Below are 17,096 nucleotides of genomic sequence, written 5' to 3'. Positions count from 1 at the left end.
GGGCCCCGGCTCACACCAGCGCGGCCTGAGGCATTCGAGAGGCAACAGTGGGAGGTGTACGCTGAACCAGAACCGCATTTTGATCGTCCAAAAATCGTTGACGGGCCGGCATGTCAGCCAGCGGGATAAAGAGTGGCGCCTCGTGATGTGGGCCACGCCGTTTAATAATGTGAGTGGAAATGCCACCGGCGGCAGGGCGCAATGCCAGGCGCAACGGCGCTGGTGACGCATCTGCCGCTGCGCTCATCGGCCGGACCAGCCAGAAGAACGTCTCGGTGGTCTGCGCCGCCAGATTGAGGCGCCGCAGTGCTTCGTCGCGGATATTCGTCTGCCACAGCAATACCGCACCGCAACTGCCATTGCGCAGGATCTGCTCGGTGGACCAGAGCGCATCGGCGGTGCTGGGGGCACGTATCCAGAGCAGGTTTGGGCAGCTCAGGTCCATGAATTTGCAGGCGGCGGAGTTGGGCAAGTACGGCGGCTGCACCAGGGCGATCCGGCGATGTTGCGACAGTTGTGCCAGCACTGGCCGCAACAAGTGCATTTCCCCGATACCAGCTTGCTGAACTAGCAACTCCGTGAAGGTCGATTGCGGCCAACCGTTGCCCGGAAGCTCACGATCCAAGATGCTGTGACCGGTAGTGACGGTACTGGTTGTTCCTCGGCTCAGTTCACTCGCCCGCCAGACGTCACGCAACAGGGCGCTATTGGCCAGTGTGGTAGGGCTGCTACGTTGAAGGGAAGGTGAAAGCATAGTGTCTGGCGAGAGGATGTTGATCATTCTCAAAACTACTGTATATAAATACAGTATATGCTGAGGACGTCAAAAACTGCAAGGCCCATGAATTTCTTGAATGGAAACTAATAGTTGTGATGGTGCAAGAGAGTAAATAGGGAAGCACCATTTAGGTCACATTTTTGTGCGTACGTCTTATTGAAGGCTCACACCATTCGCTCTCGCCAGGTCTTTCCCAGCCACCGTCATGACTTTGGGAACTTGTATCGCAGGCGAAGCACCGTGTGGCAGACGACTGTGAATCCGCCAGTTGCGGCACTTGGGTGCACTGCATGTTGGCAACCTGGCCATATCGTGCCAAGCGGAATGTCAAGACAACTTTGCGCTGAAATAAATCACGCTGTAAAAATCCGTTAATACTAATTAGACGTTTCTGCTTGAGGCGTCTATTGAGGAGATGTTGCTATGCTGCATCGCGGGTTGCTGTATCTATGTTTGGGCGTACTTTGTTGTCCAACTGGCTTTGCACAGCAGGGCTCAGGTGTTGGAGCGCGGGGTGGTCTGCCAAAAACAGCGCTTATCCTAGATGGTAAGAGCCCACCGTTATCCATGCGAAGTAGGCCGCCCATCGCCATTAAGCAGGACCTTGTCAACCCTACGCTTGACGAGCAATCCATCGTCCTCCCTGATGAGTTTGCAAAAACTAAGTCACACAAGCGGCTCGCCATCAAGCTTGATGAGCTTGTTAAACCTGAGCCGAACAATCAGCCCAAGCCCCGTCTGGATGAGATTGTCAAGCCTTGGGGGCCAAAAGTTGATGTCTACAAGCCGAAGCCCTTTGATGTTCATGGAAGCGTACCGCCCGGACAGCCCAAGCCAAAAAATCCTGTGGGCCATAATCCAAGCCTGGAACACGGTGTCGCGGAAGCTCATGCCAATGCAACGCTGGAGGCGCTGAAAATCAAGATAGCGAGTCCGCTCAGCACCACTATCCTGGTTCCGACGGCAACGGCAGCTGAATGCGACCAATCGCAGATTGCGCTCGGTTCGGTGATTGACAAAAACAAATACAACATCGAGCAGTGGGGGCGGACCTTCAATCGGACCAACACCCTTTCCAAAGGGGTGCTGAAAGAACTGATTAAGGGGGGCGAAAGCAATGTGCTCAATCTGATGAATGAGTACAGTCGAAAATGCCTCAGCGAAGTCGCTCAACTCAAACAGGACAGTCCGTTGAGGAAAAGTTTGTCGCTGACAATGGGGGTGTTATTGGTGAACAATAGCAAGGATCGGGAGGACAGCGCATGGGGGACGATTTGCTCGGCTACGCGCATAGCCCCCAATCTTGTCCTGACGGCCAAGCATTGCTTTTACAACTTGGAAGCAGGAGAAGTGGCAATTGCTAATCAGACATTGGTGGACGTAAAAAATGGGCGTTATAAATTTACTCTGCCAATGCTGGCGCGAGAGCTGCCAGTCGTCAGTATAGAGTGTGTGGTAGACCACGCCAGCGACCCCTCTTGCCGGCGCTACGGGCCGGCCGGTCAGCACAATGCAGGATTTGGTGCGGATTTCGTTTTACTACGCGTTCGTGATGGCGACGATCTGGAGCTGCCGAACATCGCCGTCAGTTCCAAAGGAGTCATGCCGGGAAGCTCAGTAATGCTGGTTGGGTGGAATCTCTTTGCGGGTATAGCCAATGCCTACCGACAGAGCCTCACTTCCACTGGATCGGTGAAGACATCTTTTCCACTGCACCTGTCGCGAGCTGGTACCTGCACCATTGCGACTGTCAAGAACGTTTGTATGGTGCATACCTGCCAGTCCAGTAGCGGCACCAGTGGGGCATCGTTGATACAGGCCGACGCTGAAGGTGCACTCCGTATTGTTGGACTGCATGTTGCGCCCGCCGATTCTCAAGAAGAATATATGGGTAAGGAAAGCTGCGACCGTGATTTATTCCGTATCCATGATCTTTACAAGAGCAGCAAGCTGCGGTTCGCCGGAAATATCGGATTACAACTTGCTCCTTAATTGCAAGTTCCACGAATAGGAAGGGGATTGATATGAAACTCCGCCAATTGGTTTGCTTGTTCCTATTGTCAATGTCATCACTGACATCGCCTGCGGTTGCATCCGATAGTTTGGTGGTCACATTTCACGAAGCGTGCGAAGGTGCGAAGTCGCCGGAAAGTCTCGCGGGAATAGCAACAGTGCTTGGCAAGATGGCTGTCGGCGGTGTTATTGATTGGGTGGGCGCGATGGCGAAAGCTCAAGGAGAAGATAAGTCTTTCGAAATCGGCTTTGGAACAGGGGGAGGGGAGTTTTATAAAATCATGATGGACGGTCAGGTTCGGCGTAGCCCGTTGTGCCTGTCCGTAGTCTTACCGGGCCGCGGAAAGACGCAGGCCAATACACCGGACGCCGCCCAAGTGATGCGGCGCATGCATGAGGTTCTAGAAATAGCAGATGATCAACTTACCGTCCCCGATTTCTACGCGGATTTCGACATAATTTCTATACCGGGCCGCCAAGATATGTTTGCCTTAAAGATGACCAGTCTGTACCTTGGCCGTTCAAATATTTCAAGCTGGAGTAACCAGCAGCGCAGCTTGGCATTGAGCATAAGATTTAGTTTGCCTTCGGCGCCGGACAAACCATTTGCTTCAGCATTATTCCGATTCGCAGATATCGATATCGGAAAATTTTTTTCGCGCGAAAAAAATCCGCTGTTTCGCAGTACATCAGGTCTGATGTTGGGGCCGACATTTTCGCAGGCAGAGGAGATCGATTTGGCTGCTGCCAAGTCCATGGTGGCCGCGCGAACAGCGTATGAGGAGGAGGCGAAAAAGCGTGCGGCGTTAGCTGAGACCGCCGATGCTAAGCCTGAGCCAGAATTTAGTCCGGCTCTGTTCAAGGCAGTGTCGGAATACTGCGCCGGTTTCTCGTCCGGAGGGGCAGCTCAGCCGGCAGATATGTGTCCTCCAAGTAGTTATGTCTCGGCATCGCATCGGGCATATCTCAGAGAACGGTTTCTCAATGCAAAATTGATGTCGGTAGAGCAGGAAGAATTACCGTCGTTTGAGAGCGAGAAAAGAATAGGTTTGGTGAACGCGACCGTCAAAGTGGATGAGACGCGCACTGGCTCTGCCTTTTGGGCCGCCATCGCCTCCGCGTATGACAGCCAAAACGCCGATCTGAAAAAAGCGGTCGCTGCACACTTCATTCCCAGCGAGCGTCGTAGTATTGAGGCTGCGGCTGCAGATGCAAAAATCAAGACGGACAATGCTGACGATGATTTGTACATTGCCTATGTCGAAGCACAACTGGCTGTAGAGGAAGCGGCAGCAGGTGTATCGACTCTCGGTACACAAGCCTCGGCGATTGACTTGGCACGTGCCAGAGCAGAGCTGATCAAAGCGAAAATCACTGCAAACAAAGCGGCACGGAGTGCCTCGGTCTTACCCTTACCTTACCCGGAGTTGGTACATTGAACAACCTACACTCCGCAAAAAAGATCAGAGCAGGTTAAGGAGATAAGCGGCAAAGCAGGATATTGAATGCCCCAGCTCGCCAAGAATCACCTTGCCGCCACAGGCGGTGCACGATGTTCATGAACTTGCCTTTTTACGGATGATGTACGCACATTGGATGCCAGTGCGCGTGAGCCGGCGCAGAAGAACAATTGAAGCTAAGCATCTGCCTGTTGACCTGCTTGGGTTCCATGGGAGGGCGAACGACCTCCTGCTAATACGCACTGCGTTCGAGAGGAATCCGGCCACTGCTCCCGTCTCGGTTTTCGTAAATGCGACCAGTGCCTGCGCGGTTTTGGGATCAGACTCCGAACCCGATCTATATCGCTGCGTCTACGTAAGTGGTGCTCAACATTGCGTTTGCCCGCTCGCCGCCAGTTGCTTCGGAATGTGGGTTCCTGGACCATATGATGCAATAAGTGAGGACAGCGCGTCAATATTGCTGATTGACGCTTATCTCCTATGACGGGAGTGGCGATGAAACCTAAGCCGGTAGAACGGCGATGTGCCAAGTCAATGACGATTCTCAGTCAAACCCAAGTAAGGTGATCGCAGCACTTTTAGCTATTAGAACGCTCACGTGGGACAATCCGATTTCACCGACCATAACCGGATTGGGAGGAAATAGCATTTGCCACCGACTTAGTGCTTCAATTTCTCATGGATGTATCGTACTAGGGGAATTGCTGCTTTGTTGTTCTATGGATGAGTGCGGGTCCTGCCATTGCTTTACACCCCAGGATTGCGCCAGTGAATTGCGGCATGATCGAGCAAGTGTGAGTGATAATTGCTCGAGTTCTGGCCCTTCTTTACCTGCGTTAAGCGCGTTCCTAAACTCTACCATAGCGGATTCAACGTTACGATCCTCCACCATTACCAGTTCGCCCCAGAAGAGTAGAAAAAATTTGCTCCGTGCAGCTGCGATCTCGTCCTGCGATGTTGACGTTGCCATCGTGGCCGTAGCCTGAGTGGCATCAGTGTAGAGCTTCAATTGCCTGTCGAGAAATGGCCTGGTGGCCTCGATCCGTCGCGTTTCAGCCTGGCCCCGCTGTGTGACGATAAACTGGTATGCTCCCCAGCAAAACGCAAGGATTGTGCCAATCATCGTGAGGATTTTTAGCATCGACTCAAGAGACATCTTGGATGGGGCGAGGGACATCTGGAGGTCTTCCATTAGCCAATGGTGTTGAAAACACTTAGGTAACACAACTGGATTAAGATCTTCCAGCAATAACGGCCATGAAACAGGATAAATCAAGGTGTGGTCGGCTTGTTCGATAGCTTTGCGCACCTAGCGCCAGTGCTGGCCCAGCCCACGACCCGCTGCACCTGATTCACCAACACCATGATCCTGCAACCGGCAGCCTCGCTTCCATAGTTGAGTTGTAAAAGATCATCCTCATGTCGATAGCTGCCGGGCGTGCCGTAGCGGGCGGCGACGGCGAAGCTATTCTGACCAATCAAATTATCCGGCGCACGATCCCCGCTGGCCGCACATCCTGATGTTATGAAGACAAACGCCTGCAAGCACAGCCTTCTCATTTTCCACTTTCAGGAGACGATTGGCCTCATCCTAACTCCCGACAAGACAAGTAACTTTGCGGGAGAACATGAGTACTGGCTGTATAAGAGTGGCGGATGATGCAACGATAATGCTTCTATTTACTTCTGGCCGCTAACAAAACTCAAGTAGCAAATGCGGATGCGCGTGCCCACTACCATAATCGAGTGATGTACCTAGGCCTGGAACGGGCGTGTGTGCGAGGGCCGCGCTGCTGCCACCTTGTCAGGTGCCGAAGATCTCTTGGATTCGAGCGCTTATTTGTTGGCGGATATTGTTGCTGGACATTACTGGATCAGCTGGATCGATGCAAAATTCGGCAGTAACATCACTGCCAGAACCATTTTTAGAAAATGTCAGCTCGAGCCACATTGCCCCTGATTTTCCAGATGTACCCGACGAGACAGTTTGAGCTAAATGGTAAAAAGCGCCACTTTGCTTTTCATGCTTGTATCCCTGATCAACCAGGTAAGTTCGATCAACCATTTTGCGATAAAACGTGATCTGTTCGAGTGACTTAAAGCCGAAACGGGCCATTGCGCGTCCATAAATTGTATCAACGTCGACGCTACTTTTATTAATCGGCAGTACCGTGCATCCCGACTCCTTGGAGTAGGTAGTGGCTGAAATTTTATCGGGATGTAAATTGCCTGGGCGCACTTGGGAAGGCATAGCTATATTGGTGTCGATCTTTAATAAACCATTGAGTGATGGATCAAAGCCGGTGCAAGCAGAGATATTCATTGCGATGAATGCAATCCCTGCAATATTCATGAATTTCACAGTATCTCCCTATTCGGGGTAGTAATATTTCTCACTTCCAAGGTGAGCGATATTCTTGGCTCGATGGTCTAAATATTTATAATTCCGAAAAATTGGATTTTCCTCGCATACATTTTCTGGCCCCCCGCCATTCTTAATTGCAGGAAATTGCGCTAGATCGCCACTTCTGTAAAATCTTCCCTGAACTCGCTATTATCTAATAGCGGTGACACCATGATTATCCCTAGCATGGGCTTCAATCGTCCAGCAGTGTTTGCTAAATATCAATGGAGAAGAGCGTACAACGGTATGACTTTGCAGGAACTGTTTGAGCGGATAGCAAAAAGTTGGTACCACTAAGAAAGAGATCGATCTTCGCTTCTACCAGCTGCAGGGCAGGGTGCAAGCCAGCCGGTTAATACCAACGAAAATCGTTCTGGACGGATAGCAGAACTGGGTTTGAGCCCAAGATGAGCGCTCAGATATTCTGAGCGTTCCTTAAGTCGGTAGGTATCGCCAAGGCCAACCTCCTCGCTGTTGGCCCGATCGGAGAATTTGCCGCAGATATGTTCCGAAATCAGTGTCCAGTTTGATAAAGTTACTCAATAAGACTACTTTTGAAAGGCCCTATCTTTCTATGCCTGGCCCATGCTCTATCTGGTTGGACGTTTGCGTCCGTGCCACGCCTGCTCAGCAAGCTCCGCCCTCATTTTTATCTCCCTTCCGCTACGGTTTCACCTCCTTAGATTTCTCACGCGAAAGTGAGCCTTGATCCATCGCAAAGAGCATTGTTTTTACAGGATGGACGATTGACTTTGCAGGTAGTGGGATGCACGATGGATTCGCTATGGATGCACATTGGATGCACATTGGCTGCAACTATAGCGAAGTACAGATACTCGTTATTAGGGGGAGTCGCCATGTTTGGATTGCTGAAAAAAATCTGGATACAACTGACCGGCGCGCTGCATGATGTCGTCGATAACAATAGTGATGTTGGACGCATGGCGCGTCAGGGCGTGCGCGAACTGGAGCAACAGATCGGCAAGGCGGAGGACAGCATAGCTGCCGTCGATGCCGAATTGCGCCTGATGAGAAAGGACCATCAAACCGCCTTGAAGGACGCAAACAAGTGGGACGAAGTTGCCCGCACGGCGGCCAACGACGGCCGCCGCGAGGAGGCTCTGGGTGCGATCAATAACCAGGTGTTGGCGGAGGAGCGCGCGCAGGCGTATGAGAAGAACGCCAACGACCTGGCACCGTCGCTCACCGTGCTGAACCAGCAGCTTGCAGAGCTGCGCATGCAGAAGCAACAGCGCGATACGGCCGCCACCCTGCTTGAAGCGCGCAGCAAGGTTGCCAAGGCCAAAACCAATGCGGCGCGCACCATCGGCAATGTCGGCCAGAACCCCGGCGTAGATTTCGAGGCGCTCGATCGCAAGGTCGATCGTCAGGAGGCGACAGCTGCTGCCCTGAGCGACATGGCGAGTGCGCGCGCGGCCGTCAATCCTGAACGGCATCTTGCAGATATTCGCCGCCGCGATTCCGTCGCCGCCAAGGCCGCCAAGTTGGGCCTGTTGACGATAGAGCCGGCTTCCTCAGGGCAGATTGTCGGAGATAAACATGAGTAGGCGTTCATACCTGTCATTGCTCCTGCTGGTGACGGATCCCGTGATCGCCCAGCCGCTAGCTGCATCCGCTATGGGTGGGTTTGGTTCGGCGGTGTGGCAGATATTGGACGTCTTGAGCATCGTCATATGCTTGGTCGGCCTGGGGCACATGTGTGTCATGTTTTTTCGCGTTATGACCGGCCGTTCGAGCGACGAAAACTTATTTGCCGCGGTACCGATAGTGTTGTCAACAGTATTCGGGAGGGGGGTTATCGGATTGATATTTGGTCGACTGGCTCAACAAGAGGACATTCGCCCCAGCCCGTTCTCGCAGCTGATCGAGTGGGTGGGCAACCACCGGAGCGGCCTGGCCCTTGGGGCCTGTAGTATCGCAGCGGCTGCCGGCGTTGCGTACATGGCTTACCGGGCGCACGACCGACGTACGTTGTCGCGTAAGGCTCGCCGCCAGGTGCGTGAAGTGCTCAACGCCCTTGACATTGTCGAGCACTACCGCATGTACTGGGTCGGCACGTGTCCAGTGCACGAAGTCGCGAAACGTCTCCGCTCAAGTCGCATCGAGACCCTCGATGCTACGAGGGATCAACTGTTGGAACTGCTGGAGCATACCCATAACGGCGTGCCGCTGGGCGACGAGATGCTGAAAAAATTCAAGCGCTTCAAAAACGACGTGGAGAAGATGGCCATCGACGGCGCCGACACACGAGTTGTATGGCCACCTGGCGCCGAGGTAGTTAACAGTAGCAGTGAGGGGCGCGATGGCGCTAAGTTGGGAGCCACCCTCAGTCAGGATCGGCCGAACCGGACTGGACGGCATGGTATCGACTGTGTTTCACGACCATACACTCAGTGCGGTGAACATGTTGCCGGTGGACTTATCCTCGCTCCGGTCGGCCTTGTCCCCGCCGCAGCAACTGTGCGACAGGCCGATTTCACCCACGGCCACGCTGGATGCCGCGTGAGCGATGACAGCGGCACGGTATCCGGAAGGGACGGCTTAGGCTGCGGCGGTAACGAGCCTGATAGCAACTATCAGTAGGAGAAATTGGATGGACCCTACACAACCGCAAAACATTGTGGATGCATTAACCGAATTGAGCAGAACGAATCAAGGTAAGTCGAATACTGCGCGCCTGCGTGAAATTCTCCCTGTGGTTGAGGCCACGCTGCAATCAGGCGTCACTCTGGAAAAAGTGTTGCTGACCCTGAATGACCAGGGTTTCGACTTGTCGATGACGGGCTTCAAATCGGCGTTGCAGCGCCTCCGTAAGGAAAAACGGTCCAAAGCATGAGAGGGGGCGTAGTCGCAACTGCCCTCGGCGATTTGACACAATACTCAATCAATCTACCATGCCATTTCTATTCGCCCTTACGTTACTTGGATGGGCCCACATGATCGCGATGTTCCGAACGCCCATGAGCGGCCGCCAGCCCGTCCTCCATGTGCTCGCCCTCTTCAGTTTTATGCTGGCCTTTCTGGACGCAGCCTACCTTTCTCCGTTTAACAGCCGAGGCGTGCCAGGTGATGCGCGTAACTGGGTACCGATGGCCGCGCTTGTATTCGGCCTTCTCAGCATGTTCGCCTTCGGATGGCAGTTTTACTCGATTTATCGCAGTGGCGGCGATAAAACAAAATCAGGATGGAGCTCCTGCTTGAGTCTGGTGTTTGTGGTCTTGGGGGGATACATGGCCGGCACAGCGGTTGACCACATGACATTTTTCAGCGATCCTAACAGCTCCGGAAAGGCTGCCGCCGACGCGCTCGGTGTGAAAGACGTTCAGTGTGAGCAGATGGTGCTGGTGCGCCTGACCAGCACTGGAGCGGACTACCGCTGCCCCGTTTCGATTTCGCTTGGCGTCATGTCCTCGACGCCTTTCGTGCCCTGGCCATCGTATTTGCCCGGCCATAGCCCCGAACTGAAGGCCGCGATCGAAATGGCTTTCCGCGAGACGCACCGCCTTGACGGCAAGTAACAGCTAGTCATAGTGAGTGTTGTCAGTTTTCTGGCGCCGGTTGAGCGATGTCCATGCCTTGATGAGAGGATTGAGACGAAGGGCTTGCATTCGGGGCAACGAGCATGGCACTTGGCAACGCTCTTACGTAACGTGGCCTCGCCAATACGGTTGACGAGCCACATCAGGCGCGCCCGATCCATGTCATTCTCAACCACAACATGGAATTGATCTGGCGGAAGTTCACCGATCATGGCTACATCCCAGATCGCGCCGATTTGTTATTTTAAAAACTTCTCGTTGAACGCCTTTTGTCTTTGTTTTTCCACATGCTTGTCGTAGCGGTCCATCGCCAACAATCCCGCGATACTCGCGAGTAGGATGATGACGACGATCATGAGAATTTTACGCATTTGGCACCTCGATACAGTCCACCATGTTTGTTAGCTGGCCAGCCCGGCATCCCGAAGTTTTTGCAAAAAGACGTGCCCATCCTCTTCTTCGGTAAAGATTTCCTCACCGTCGAGCATGTACGCCTTGAGCAACTCTGAAATGCCTGCCTCTTCGTTTTTCAAAGCCAGTTCCGTCTGTCCAAGGCGATAATGCACAAACGGGTTCTCCTGGCCGTCAGGACCATTGAGCGCGTCGAACAATGCCTCGCGCGCAGCAGAAAAGTCCGCAAGTTGATAGAGCGCATCGCCAATCGACGCCTTCAGCCAGGTATACGCTTCCCAGTCAGCCTGCGGCGGCGGGAGCAGATCATGGGCCTGCTTCCATCTCTCCGCTGCTTGGGAGAATTTGCCTTGATCGGCCAGGTCATTGCCCATTTCTGATAGCAAATCTATCTGCTTGCTTACATTGGAAGGTAAGTCCATTCAGTTTCCCTTTTGCTGCTGTTCAAACGCCCGGTTCATGTCATCGAGTTCATAATACGGAACCCCTTGGGGAAAGTCAGGCTGAGGCATCTTCTTTATGCGCCATATCAGTAAATCGCAGTTCATCCCATTTATTATCGCTCGCAAGAAACTCTGATCGTCCAGTGAAAGCATCATCACGTGAGGCATTCACAGAGGGTATTCTCTGAGCACTATATGGGCTACGGCGTACTTTCAGGATGCGTTTTGCACTCTCTCATGAATTCACATCCGCGACACTGCGATGATGATTCCGCGTGGTGGGCTGAAATCGTTTGATTCAATAAAGCCATTCTGCGGTGATAAAGCGCGGTGATTTGTTTGTGGTTGAGTAAGAAAATCTTCATGGCTCTACGCTCAGGTATCTCAGGGTGCTGAACAACGACAAAGCCATAATTGTTCACCTTGGCTCCGCTTACCAATTCCAGAATCATCTTTTGGACAGAGAGTTCGATCACGTCCGACATGAACACGCGTTCCACACGTCGGGTTTTGTACTCCATTAACGTGAGTCTTCCTTTGTGGCGATAGGCCCGATCAACACGCGCGATGAGTTTGATGGGGTGATCGAGTGAGAAAGTTTGCTCTGCGTAAGCCAGGCTGGCGTAACGCAATTCGTCCGGGAACCAGTTGGGGCGCGTTCGACACCTGGCATGCCGTCTCACTCCACGTACAATACAGAGCAACAGAAGCACCCAACCCACATGCAAGAGGATCGATAGAACAGTGGAAGTGCTCATTTTTTTTCGTGAGTGCGTGCGACAAGGCGAAGGCGCGGCTGGCGCTTCTTTTGCTCTTGCCGATGTCGCGGCCAGCACAGTTGTTCGCGTAGACGCAAAAACACCGTCCGAACGGATCTCCCCATGTGAAAGCGCATCTTGCGCGCGGCCGATAGCCATGCCGGCATGATTTGGTACAGCCGCCTGTGGAGTCTGGTAGTGCGTGTAGCCAATTGCTTGGGCCTGATGAACGCCCGTTCCGGCAGGCTTGGGAGCGCTAGTGAAGCGGCGTCCAAATTCAACGTTTCGATGAAGAACTTCGCGTGTTGAAGCTCTCCATAGGCTCGTGCCTGCTCGCGCTCGGACGAGCAGCGCGGGCCAAATCTGTCGGCCAGGACGATCTTGCGTTCACAATACCCCATTTCAGCCAGTTGGCTAGCACTGAGTCGAGGTAGCTCTTCGTTTTTCATTTCCAATCCTATTCGCTTCTTGATGGGCCAAAAAGCTCCATCGATGCTAGGGCGACGACGGTATCCTGACTTGGCGTGTTCGGTTCAGTCATAGGCTTGCCGAGCCGCAGCGCCTCCGAGGTCGACGTGGTTTGTCCGCATTGCTGTATCACCAGTCCGGCATAGGCCAGGGTGCGCAGACGGTTCACGCGGCGCGGCCCCTTTGGAAACTTGATGAGATCGTCATACAGGGGCGGGTTGTCCGCGCGTTCCAGCTCTACACTCAAACGTATCGTGCCAGGCGTATCCATCGTTTAAGTCGCCATGTTTAGCGGCGCCGTGCCACCTGTCCGAGCCGATGACGCGTCGGCCTGCTTGGCCAGCTCCGTGCCGGCAAACTGAAAACCCTTGACGTTGGCAAAGATCGGATCCTTGAGTTCCTGCAGCTCGTGATGCGGGAAGGCGGTTTTCAGTGCTTTGCGATAGAAGAAGGCGCCACCGCCAACCAGAATAATATTGTTGATGTCGGCAGCGTCGCCCACGTAGTGCAGCATCTCGGCGACAGCCTGCTCCGGGATCTTCTGCGCGAGCGGCAGGTGCTGGGCAATGTCGTATTCCTTTTGAAAGATGACCGGCTTTTTTCCCGTTCGCAGCGCCACATCGATCGCGTCGTATTCCCGGTAGTGAGAGCCTGTGGTTCGGCTGATGCCTTCGGTGATCGAGTGGAGCACGTCAAACATGCCGCGCGGTACCGAATGGCTTCGCTTGTCAATTTGCTGCATGCCTTGCGTCACCAGCCAGTCAAACGTCCGCCGCCCCGGATCGATGATCAGATTCCGTTCCTTGCGCATCTGAGCAAGGCGTCCATGGGTCAGTCCGCAGTACATCAAGGCCCCGGACGGCTGTGCAATTGCCTTGACGCGCGCTACCGTGATCTTTTTGCCTTCGGCCAGGACGTGTTCACCGGTGACGCGGCGTTCCAGCGCTGCTACTTGCTTCTTGAGCTTATACGTGGCCACGGGCAGACCAAGTACCAGTAGATCGATCCGGTCGACACGCATGTAATGCAGTGCACCCAGTAGCAAAGCCAGATATTCGGGCGTTGCACTGTAGCTGTCGTGCTGCAGCACATTGGCATTGAAGATGTCGGAAGCGAGATGCGCGTCTGGCCCGACCTCGTAGTTCAAATCGTCAACCGGGACGCAGATGGTACGGCGTTTAGTGCCCCAGGTTTCTTGCTCATAGGCCGTTTCACATGGGTGAGCCTGTGACGGGAACATCGCGCAGCGCACATCGCCAGGGCTGACCGCTGCAATGAATTTGGTGTTTCCCCGGCCAACGTCCACGGCCCGCACGATGGGTTCCACTTCGTCCTCCTGATTGCTGCAAGTGATCAACAGTAATAGTGGGGTGGTACGTACTCCATGGGAAAAGCCCGGCTTTTTTGGCAGAACTTGTAGTGAGTACGGCTCCAGACGCGCTGGGGAACGACTGGAGTCGCGCTGCGGCGCAGCTATACTGGCGTGAGAATGCATCGCATCTGCGCTGGAATCGTGCCGCACCGCAGACGTACGTTGGTTGTTCATCTGTGCGCCTGGTTCAGTCCGTTCCGATGTTCAATACCATTTACAATCAGAGGAATGACGACGCGGCGTTCTTCATAGGGAGAAATCCTCGCCAGATGCACTTACCAAATAAATTCGACCTCAATCACAAATTTTCAGCGCCGAAAATCGGCTTGACATTCGAAAAAACTGCTCATATTCTGTGACGACTGTCTGGACCCACTTCCAGGAACATCGCGTTCCGAATGTGGCGCTGGCAAGCGTGGTATGCCGTTGCAGTCGTAACCTGTCTATCGAAGCGAAGTTGATCGGCCGCGCCCTGCGGTCGAGTTGAGTGGTATGTCAGTGAAGAAGTAGGTCGGGCTGCCCCTGCCGGGGGTAACTGCTCGCGCGTGATTTCTCGTCAAGAGACGCTTGTCAAATCGGAGAGGGCCTTGCGGCGCTCCGTCGCTAATTTACGATCCTGGTAGTGTCGATGTATCGCCTGCGGCCGCGAACCGCAGGAGAGTGATTTATCACCTATTCAATCTTCCTGCTGTACGAAGAGCCTATCGCGGTGCCTTGTTGTGACGTTGCCGGAGAAGCTTCGATCAACCTGGTTAGTGCGCAATCACGAAGCGGCCTGGTGGTAGGGCTGATGGGATGACCGTGAGGGAAGAGGGGCAAGGTCCTGGTTCAATTGAGAGTGGCCGGGGCACCTAAATGTCTTTGTGGCGTCAGCGCCGCACTGCTCGCGCAAGACGCGGGGACTAACACAGAAGGAGAAATTCGCTGGTTATTCGCATGAGCATTTTTAAGACACCGCGCCTTCGGGCAAACAGAAAATCCGCCATCGACGCTGAGATAGGGACAGCGCGTTGGAACGTCTAGAGTACATCTCCCTCGTTGGCGCAGCAGGCCGGGCGTCGATGCCAATTGAAGGCCACACCGGTGGCATGCGCGCCGGACAGTGCAGCATGCCAAATCGACAATCCTGAGTATCGGGAGGGAGAAGTCATGACCCACAACACACAATGGAGGGGGCAGCTGGATGCGGTGCTGGACGCGTTTAATGAAAAGCATGCCAGCGCAGGGAAGGGGATTTCGCATAGCACCAGACAGGCGCGCAGCCAGGGTTTGTACCGGATTTTCGCTTTGCTGCGCACATTGGGCTTCAAGCCCATACCGGAAAACCTGGCGGAACGGCACGTGCGCGCGTTGATGGCGTATTGGACGGCGCAGCCGTTACCGGCAGATGTGTTGCTCGACATGCCGATGAGCATACCGCGCCGGGCGTATCCCTGCAGCGCAGCCTACATTCAGCAGCAAATGAGCTTTATCCGGGTCTTCGCCAGCTGGATTGGCAAGCCGGGCCTGGTGCGCAGTGCCGAGAGCTATGTGAGCGATCCGGCGCTGGTACGCCGCTCCTATGGGGCGCTGATCGACAAGGGGTGGGAGAGCCATGGTCTTGCCGTCGATGAGGTCATTGCCGCCGTCGATGCGGTGGACAGCCACGTGGGAGGGCAGCTGGCGATGATGATCGCTTTTGGCCTGCGCCGCAAGGAAGCCGTGATGTTTTGCCCGCGCGCAGCCGAAGTACCGGCGTATGCCTTGCCGGCTCAGCATCCTCGATCCGATCACTATATTAGTTTTTTGCGCATCAAGCGTGGGACGAAGGGTGGCCGGCTGCGCTATGCGGCAGTGCGCACAGCCCAGCAGAGGCAAGCGCTGGCGCGTGCACGCTGTCTCGCCCGGCAGGACTGGGGGCATATCGGCCATCCTGGACTGTCCTTGAAACAGTCGCTGGACCTGTTTTCGAATGTGGTGCGTTCAGTGGGATTGACCAAGAATGACCTGGGCGTCACGCCACACGGCTTGCGGCATCAATTTGCCGGTGATCTGTACTTTGATATCACGCAGGTGCAGCCGCCTGTGCGGGGCGGTGAGCTGTTTATCGATCGTGAGGTCATGGCGGACGCTTATCGGCAGGTGGCCGAACAGCTGGGGCATTGTCGGAAGCAGATCAGCAACGCGTATCTGGGGTCGCCGGTGGGCCGGCGCAGTGGTGAAGTGGATTTAATGGGAGCGGCATCATGAAACGGGGACATTGGCAGCGTTGGTCGTCAGGAAATCCGCGTGCGCGGTGGGTCAAGCGCGCCGTGGCTGGTGATGGTAGAGAAGAGCGAATCGAGGATGGAAAACCTGGCGGCTCTCGAGCGCCGCGTGCGCCGCGCGAGCGCTATGAAGCCGTTCTGGCCCGTTCACGCGGCGTGAGCGGCATGCTGTTTCGATGTGCGTCGCAGTTGTTCAATGCTGTGCGTCTGCGCCGGCTGCCTGACCATCGCCGGCGTATTTGTCAATCGCGCGCGGTGTTGCAGGCTGTGCGGCAGTTCACAGGGGAGGGATACGCGGCACGGTGCCTGGCTTATCTGCGCAAAGTGGATCCGCTGGTGTTTGAAGAGGTGGTGCTTTCGGCCTTGGAAGACGCCGGGCTATTTGTCTTGCGTAACCCGAGGTATTCCGGGGATGGCGGGATTGACGGCAAGGTGTGGTTGCCTGGGCATGGTTGGTGTGCGGTGCAGTCGAAGCGCTATGGCGGCCATGTGAACCATCATCACGTGGCGGCCTTTGGCGAGGCCATTTGCCATCATGGTGTTGGGGCCGGACTATTTCTGCATACCGGGCGCAGCGGTGCTGCCGTGTATCCTCATCTGGCCAGAAGTAACGTGGTGCTGGTCAGCGGCGCGAGTCTCGTGCAACTGGTATTGGGGAGGCGCGCGGGGGAGGTGGCATGGAACTGAATGCGGAGAGCCGCCAGTTGTTACGAGCATGCCGGACGGCCGGATGCACCTACACGGTGATCGAGAAAAGCGGGAGCAAGGGTATTGAGGTTGCTGATGCCCGCCTCGCGGCGCAAGCTTATTATGATGCGCCGGTCGAGGGACGGCCGTTTGTTCTATGTAATTTTAGTCACACATCGTGCGTGATTGCTGACACGCGGCGCGTCTCGCGATGTGGTCGCCTAGAAAAGCATGTGATTGCGACTTGTGACGATGGCGGGGAGTTTATGCGCTGTTTTAATCAATTGGTGCATGAGCGCTTTAGACTGCTGCAAACAAGCCAGATTTGAGAATGAACGACGTGCCCGTCAAAGCAGCGGGTTGTTATAAGCAGATAATTTTTTTGCTCCCGGATGTATTTCAGCAGGTGAGTCGACCGTTCCAAACTTCTTCGCAGCAGTAACGGGTTGACAGGCATCCGGTTGCCGAAGGATGACTGCAGCCGATGACTGTGTCC

General features: G+C 54.6%; 17 protein-coding genes. 9 read left to right on the top strand and 8 right to left on the bottom strand.

The window, feature by feature from the left end; genetic code table 11:
- Window positions 1-10: 10 nt before the first annotated feature.
- A complete protein-coding gene (imuA, locus tag KO538_RS15225) occupies window positions 11-781 on the bottom strand; it encodes a translesion DNA synthesis-associated protein ImuA (RefSeq protein WP_257620383.1) in 771 nt (256 codons plus the stop codon).
- Between the two features lie 420 nt (window positions 782-1,201).
- On the opposite strand from imuA, the gene KO538_RS15220 reads away from it, so the two are divergent.
- Entirely contained in the window at window positions 1,202-2,770 is a 1,569-nt protein-coding gene (locus tag KO538_RS15220) for a serine protease (protein WP_219328807.1), read from the top strand.
- A 32-nt stretch (window positions 2,771-2,802) separates the two neighbouring features.
- Window positions 2,803-4,230, top strand: a complete 1,428-nt coding sequence (locus tag KO538_RS15215) for a hypothetical protein (RefSeq protein WP_219328806.1) — start codon at window positions 2,803-2,805, stop codon at window positions 4,228-4,230.
- Window positions 4,231-4,927: 697 nt separating this feature from the next.
- Here the strand turns inward: KO538_RS15215 and KO538_RS15210 are convergent.
- Window positions 4,928-5,560: a hypothetical protein gene (locus tag KO538_RS15210; RefSeq protein WP_219328805.1), complete on the bottom strand. Its 633-nt coding sequence runs from the start codon at window positions 5,558-5,560 to the stop codon at window positions 4,928-4,930.
- A gap of 495 nt (window positions 5,561-6,055) precedes the next feature.
- The gene (locus KO538_RS15205; protein WP_219328804.1) at window positions 6,056-6,613 is read right to left on the bottom strand and encodes a hypothetical protein; all 558 of its coding nucleotides are present in this window, start codon (window positions 6,611-6,613) and stop codon (window positions 6,056-6,058) included.
- Between the two features lie 899 nt (window positions 6,614-7,512).
- Between KO538_RS15205 and KO538_RS15200 the strand changes: the two genes are divergently transcribed.
- The 4 genes from KO538_RS15200 (at window position 7,513) to KO538_RS15185 (ending at window position 10,194) form a co-directional block, all read left to right on the top strand.
- Window positions 7,513-8,223, top strand: a complete 711-nt coding sequence (locus tag KO538_RS15200) for a PspA/IM30 family protein (RefSeq protein WP_219328803.1) — start codon at window positions 7,513-7,515, stop codon at window positions 8,221-8,223.
- The gene (locus KO538_RS15195) at window positions 8,216-9,259 is read left to right on the top strand and encodes a hypothetical protein (protein ID WP_219328802.1); all 1,044 of its coding nucleotides are present in this window, start codon (window positions 8,216-8,218) and stop codon (window positions 9,257-9,259) included. The genes KO538_RS15200 and KO538_RS15195 overlap by 8 nt, the downstream gene beginning before the upstream one ends.
- A 10-nt stretch (window positions 9,260-9,269) precedes the next feature.
- Window positions 9,270-9,512 (top strand): hypothetical protein, encoded by a 243-nt coding sequence (locus KO538_RS15190; RefSeq protein ID WP_219328801.1) that lies wholly within the window; start codon window positions 9,270-9,272, stop codon window positions 9,510-9,512.
- 100 nt (window positions 9,513-9,612) lie between these two features.
- Window positions 9,613-10,194 (top strand): hypothetical protein, encoded by a 582-nt coding sequence (locus KO538_RS15185; RefSeq protein ID WP_219328800.1) that lies wholly within the window; start codon window positions 9,613-9,615, stop codon window positions 10,192-10,194.
- A gap of 422 nt (window positions 10,195-10,616) precedes the next feature.
- Here KO538_RS15185 and KO538_RS15180 read toward each other — a convergent pair whose 3' ends face one another.
- From KO538_RS15180 to KO538_RS15160, 5 genes are all read right to left on the bottom strand, one after another.
- Complete coding sequence (locus KO538_RS15180) at window positions 10,617-11,048, bottom strand: tol-pal system YbgF family protein (RefSeq protein ID WP_219328799.1); 432 nt, start codon at window positions 11,046-11,048, stop codon at window positions 10,617-10,619.
- 221 nt (window positions 11,049-11,269) lie between these two features.
- Entirely contained in the window at window positions 11,270-11,827 is a 558-nt protein-coding gene (locus KO538_RS15175; protein ID WP_219328798.1) for a PD-(D/E)XK nuclease family protein, read from the bottom strand.
- Window positions 11,824-12,276, bottom strand: coding sequence for a hypothetical protein (locus tag KO538_RS15170; protein ID WP_219328797.1), 453 nt, complete (start codon window positions 12,274-12,276; stop codon window positions 11,824-11,826). The genes KO538_RS15175 and KO538_RS15170 overlap by 4 nt, the downstream gene beginning before the upstream one ends.
- 8 nt (window positions 12,277-12,284) lie before the next feature.
- Window positions 12,285-12,566 carry a hypothetical protein gene (locus KO538_RS15165; RefSeq protein WP_099411672.1) on the bottom strand — a complete coding sequence of 94 codons (282 nt, stop codon included), beginning with the start codon at window positions 12,564-12,566 and terminating at the stop codon, window positions 12,285-12,287.
- A gap of 3 nt (window positions 12,567-12,569) precedes the next feature.
- On the bottom strand, window positions 12,570-13,841 hold the full coding sequence (locus tag KO538_RS15160) for a PRTRC system protein D (RefSeq protein ID WP_257620382.1): 1,272 nt from the start codon (window positions 13,839-13,841) through the stop codon (window positions 12,570-12,572).
- 975 nt (window positions 13,842-14,816) lie between these two features.
- Here KO538_RS15160 and KO538_RS15155 point away from each other — a divergent pair.
- Genes KO538_RS15155 through KO538_RS15145 form a run of 3 tightly spaced genes read left to right on the top strand, consistent with a single transcriptional unit; the run spans window position 14,817 to window position 16,929 of the window.
- Window positions 14,817-15,896, top strand: a complete 1,080-nt coding sequence (locus tag KO538_RS15155) for an integrase domain-containing protein (RefSeq protein WP_219328796.1) — start codon at window positions 14,817-14,819, stop codon at window positions 15,894-15,896.
- Window positions 15,893-16,600, top strand: a complete 708-nt coding sequence (locus KO538_RS15150; protein WP_219328795.1) for a restriction endonuclease — start codon at window positions 15,893-15,895, stop codon at window positions 16,598-16,600. Before KO538_RS15155 ends, KO538_RS15150 begins: the two co-directional genes overlap by 4 nt.
- Window positions 16,591-16,929, top strand: a complete 339-nt coding sequence (locus tag KO538_RS15145; RefSeq protein WP_219328794.1) for a hypothetical protein — start codon at window positions 16,591-16,593, stop codon at window positions 16,927-16,929. The genes KO538_RS15150 and KO538_RS15145 overlap by 10 nt, the downstream gene beginning before the upstream one ends.
- Window positions 16,930-17,096: the final 167 nt, after the last annotated feature.

It is taken from the genome of Janthinobacterium sp. NKUCC08_JDC (genome assembly GCF_019345575.1).
In the GTDB taxonomy this organism is placed as follows: domain Bacteria; phylum Pseudomonadota; class Gammaproteobacteria; order Burkholderiales; family Burkholderiaceae_D; genus Janthinobacterium; species Janthinobacterium aestuarii.
Note: the sequence above shows the minus strand (reverse complement) of the source record. Positions and strands in the feature narration are given on the sequence as shown.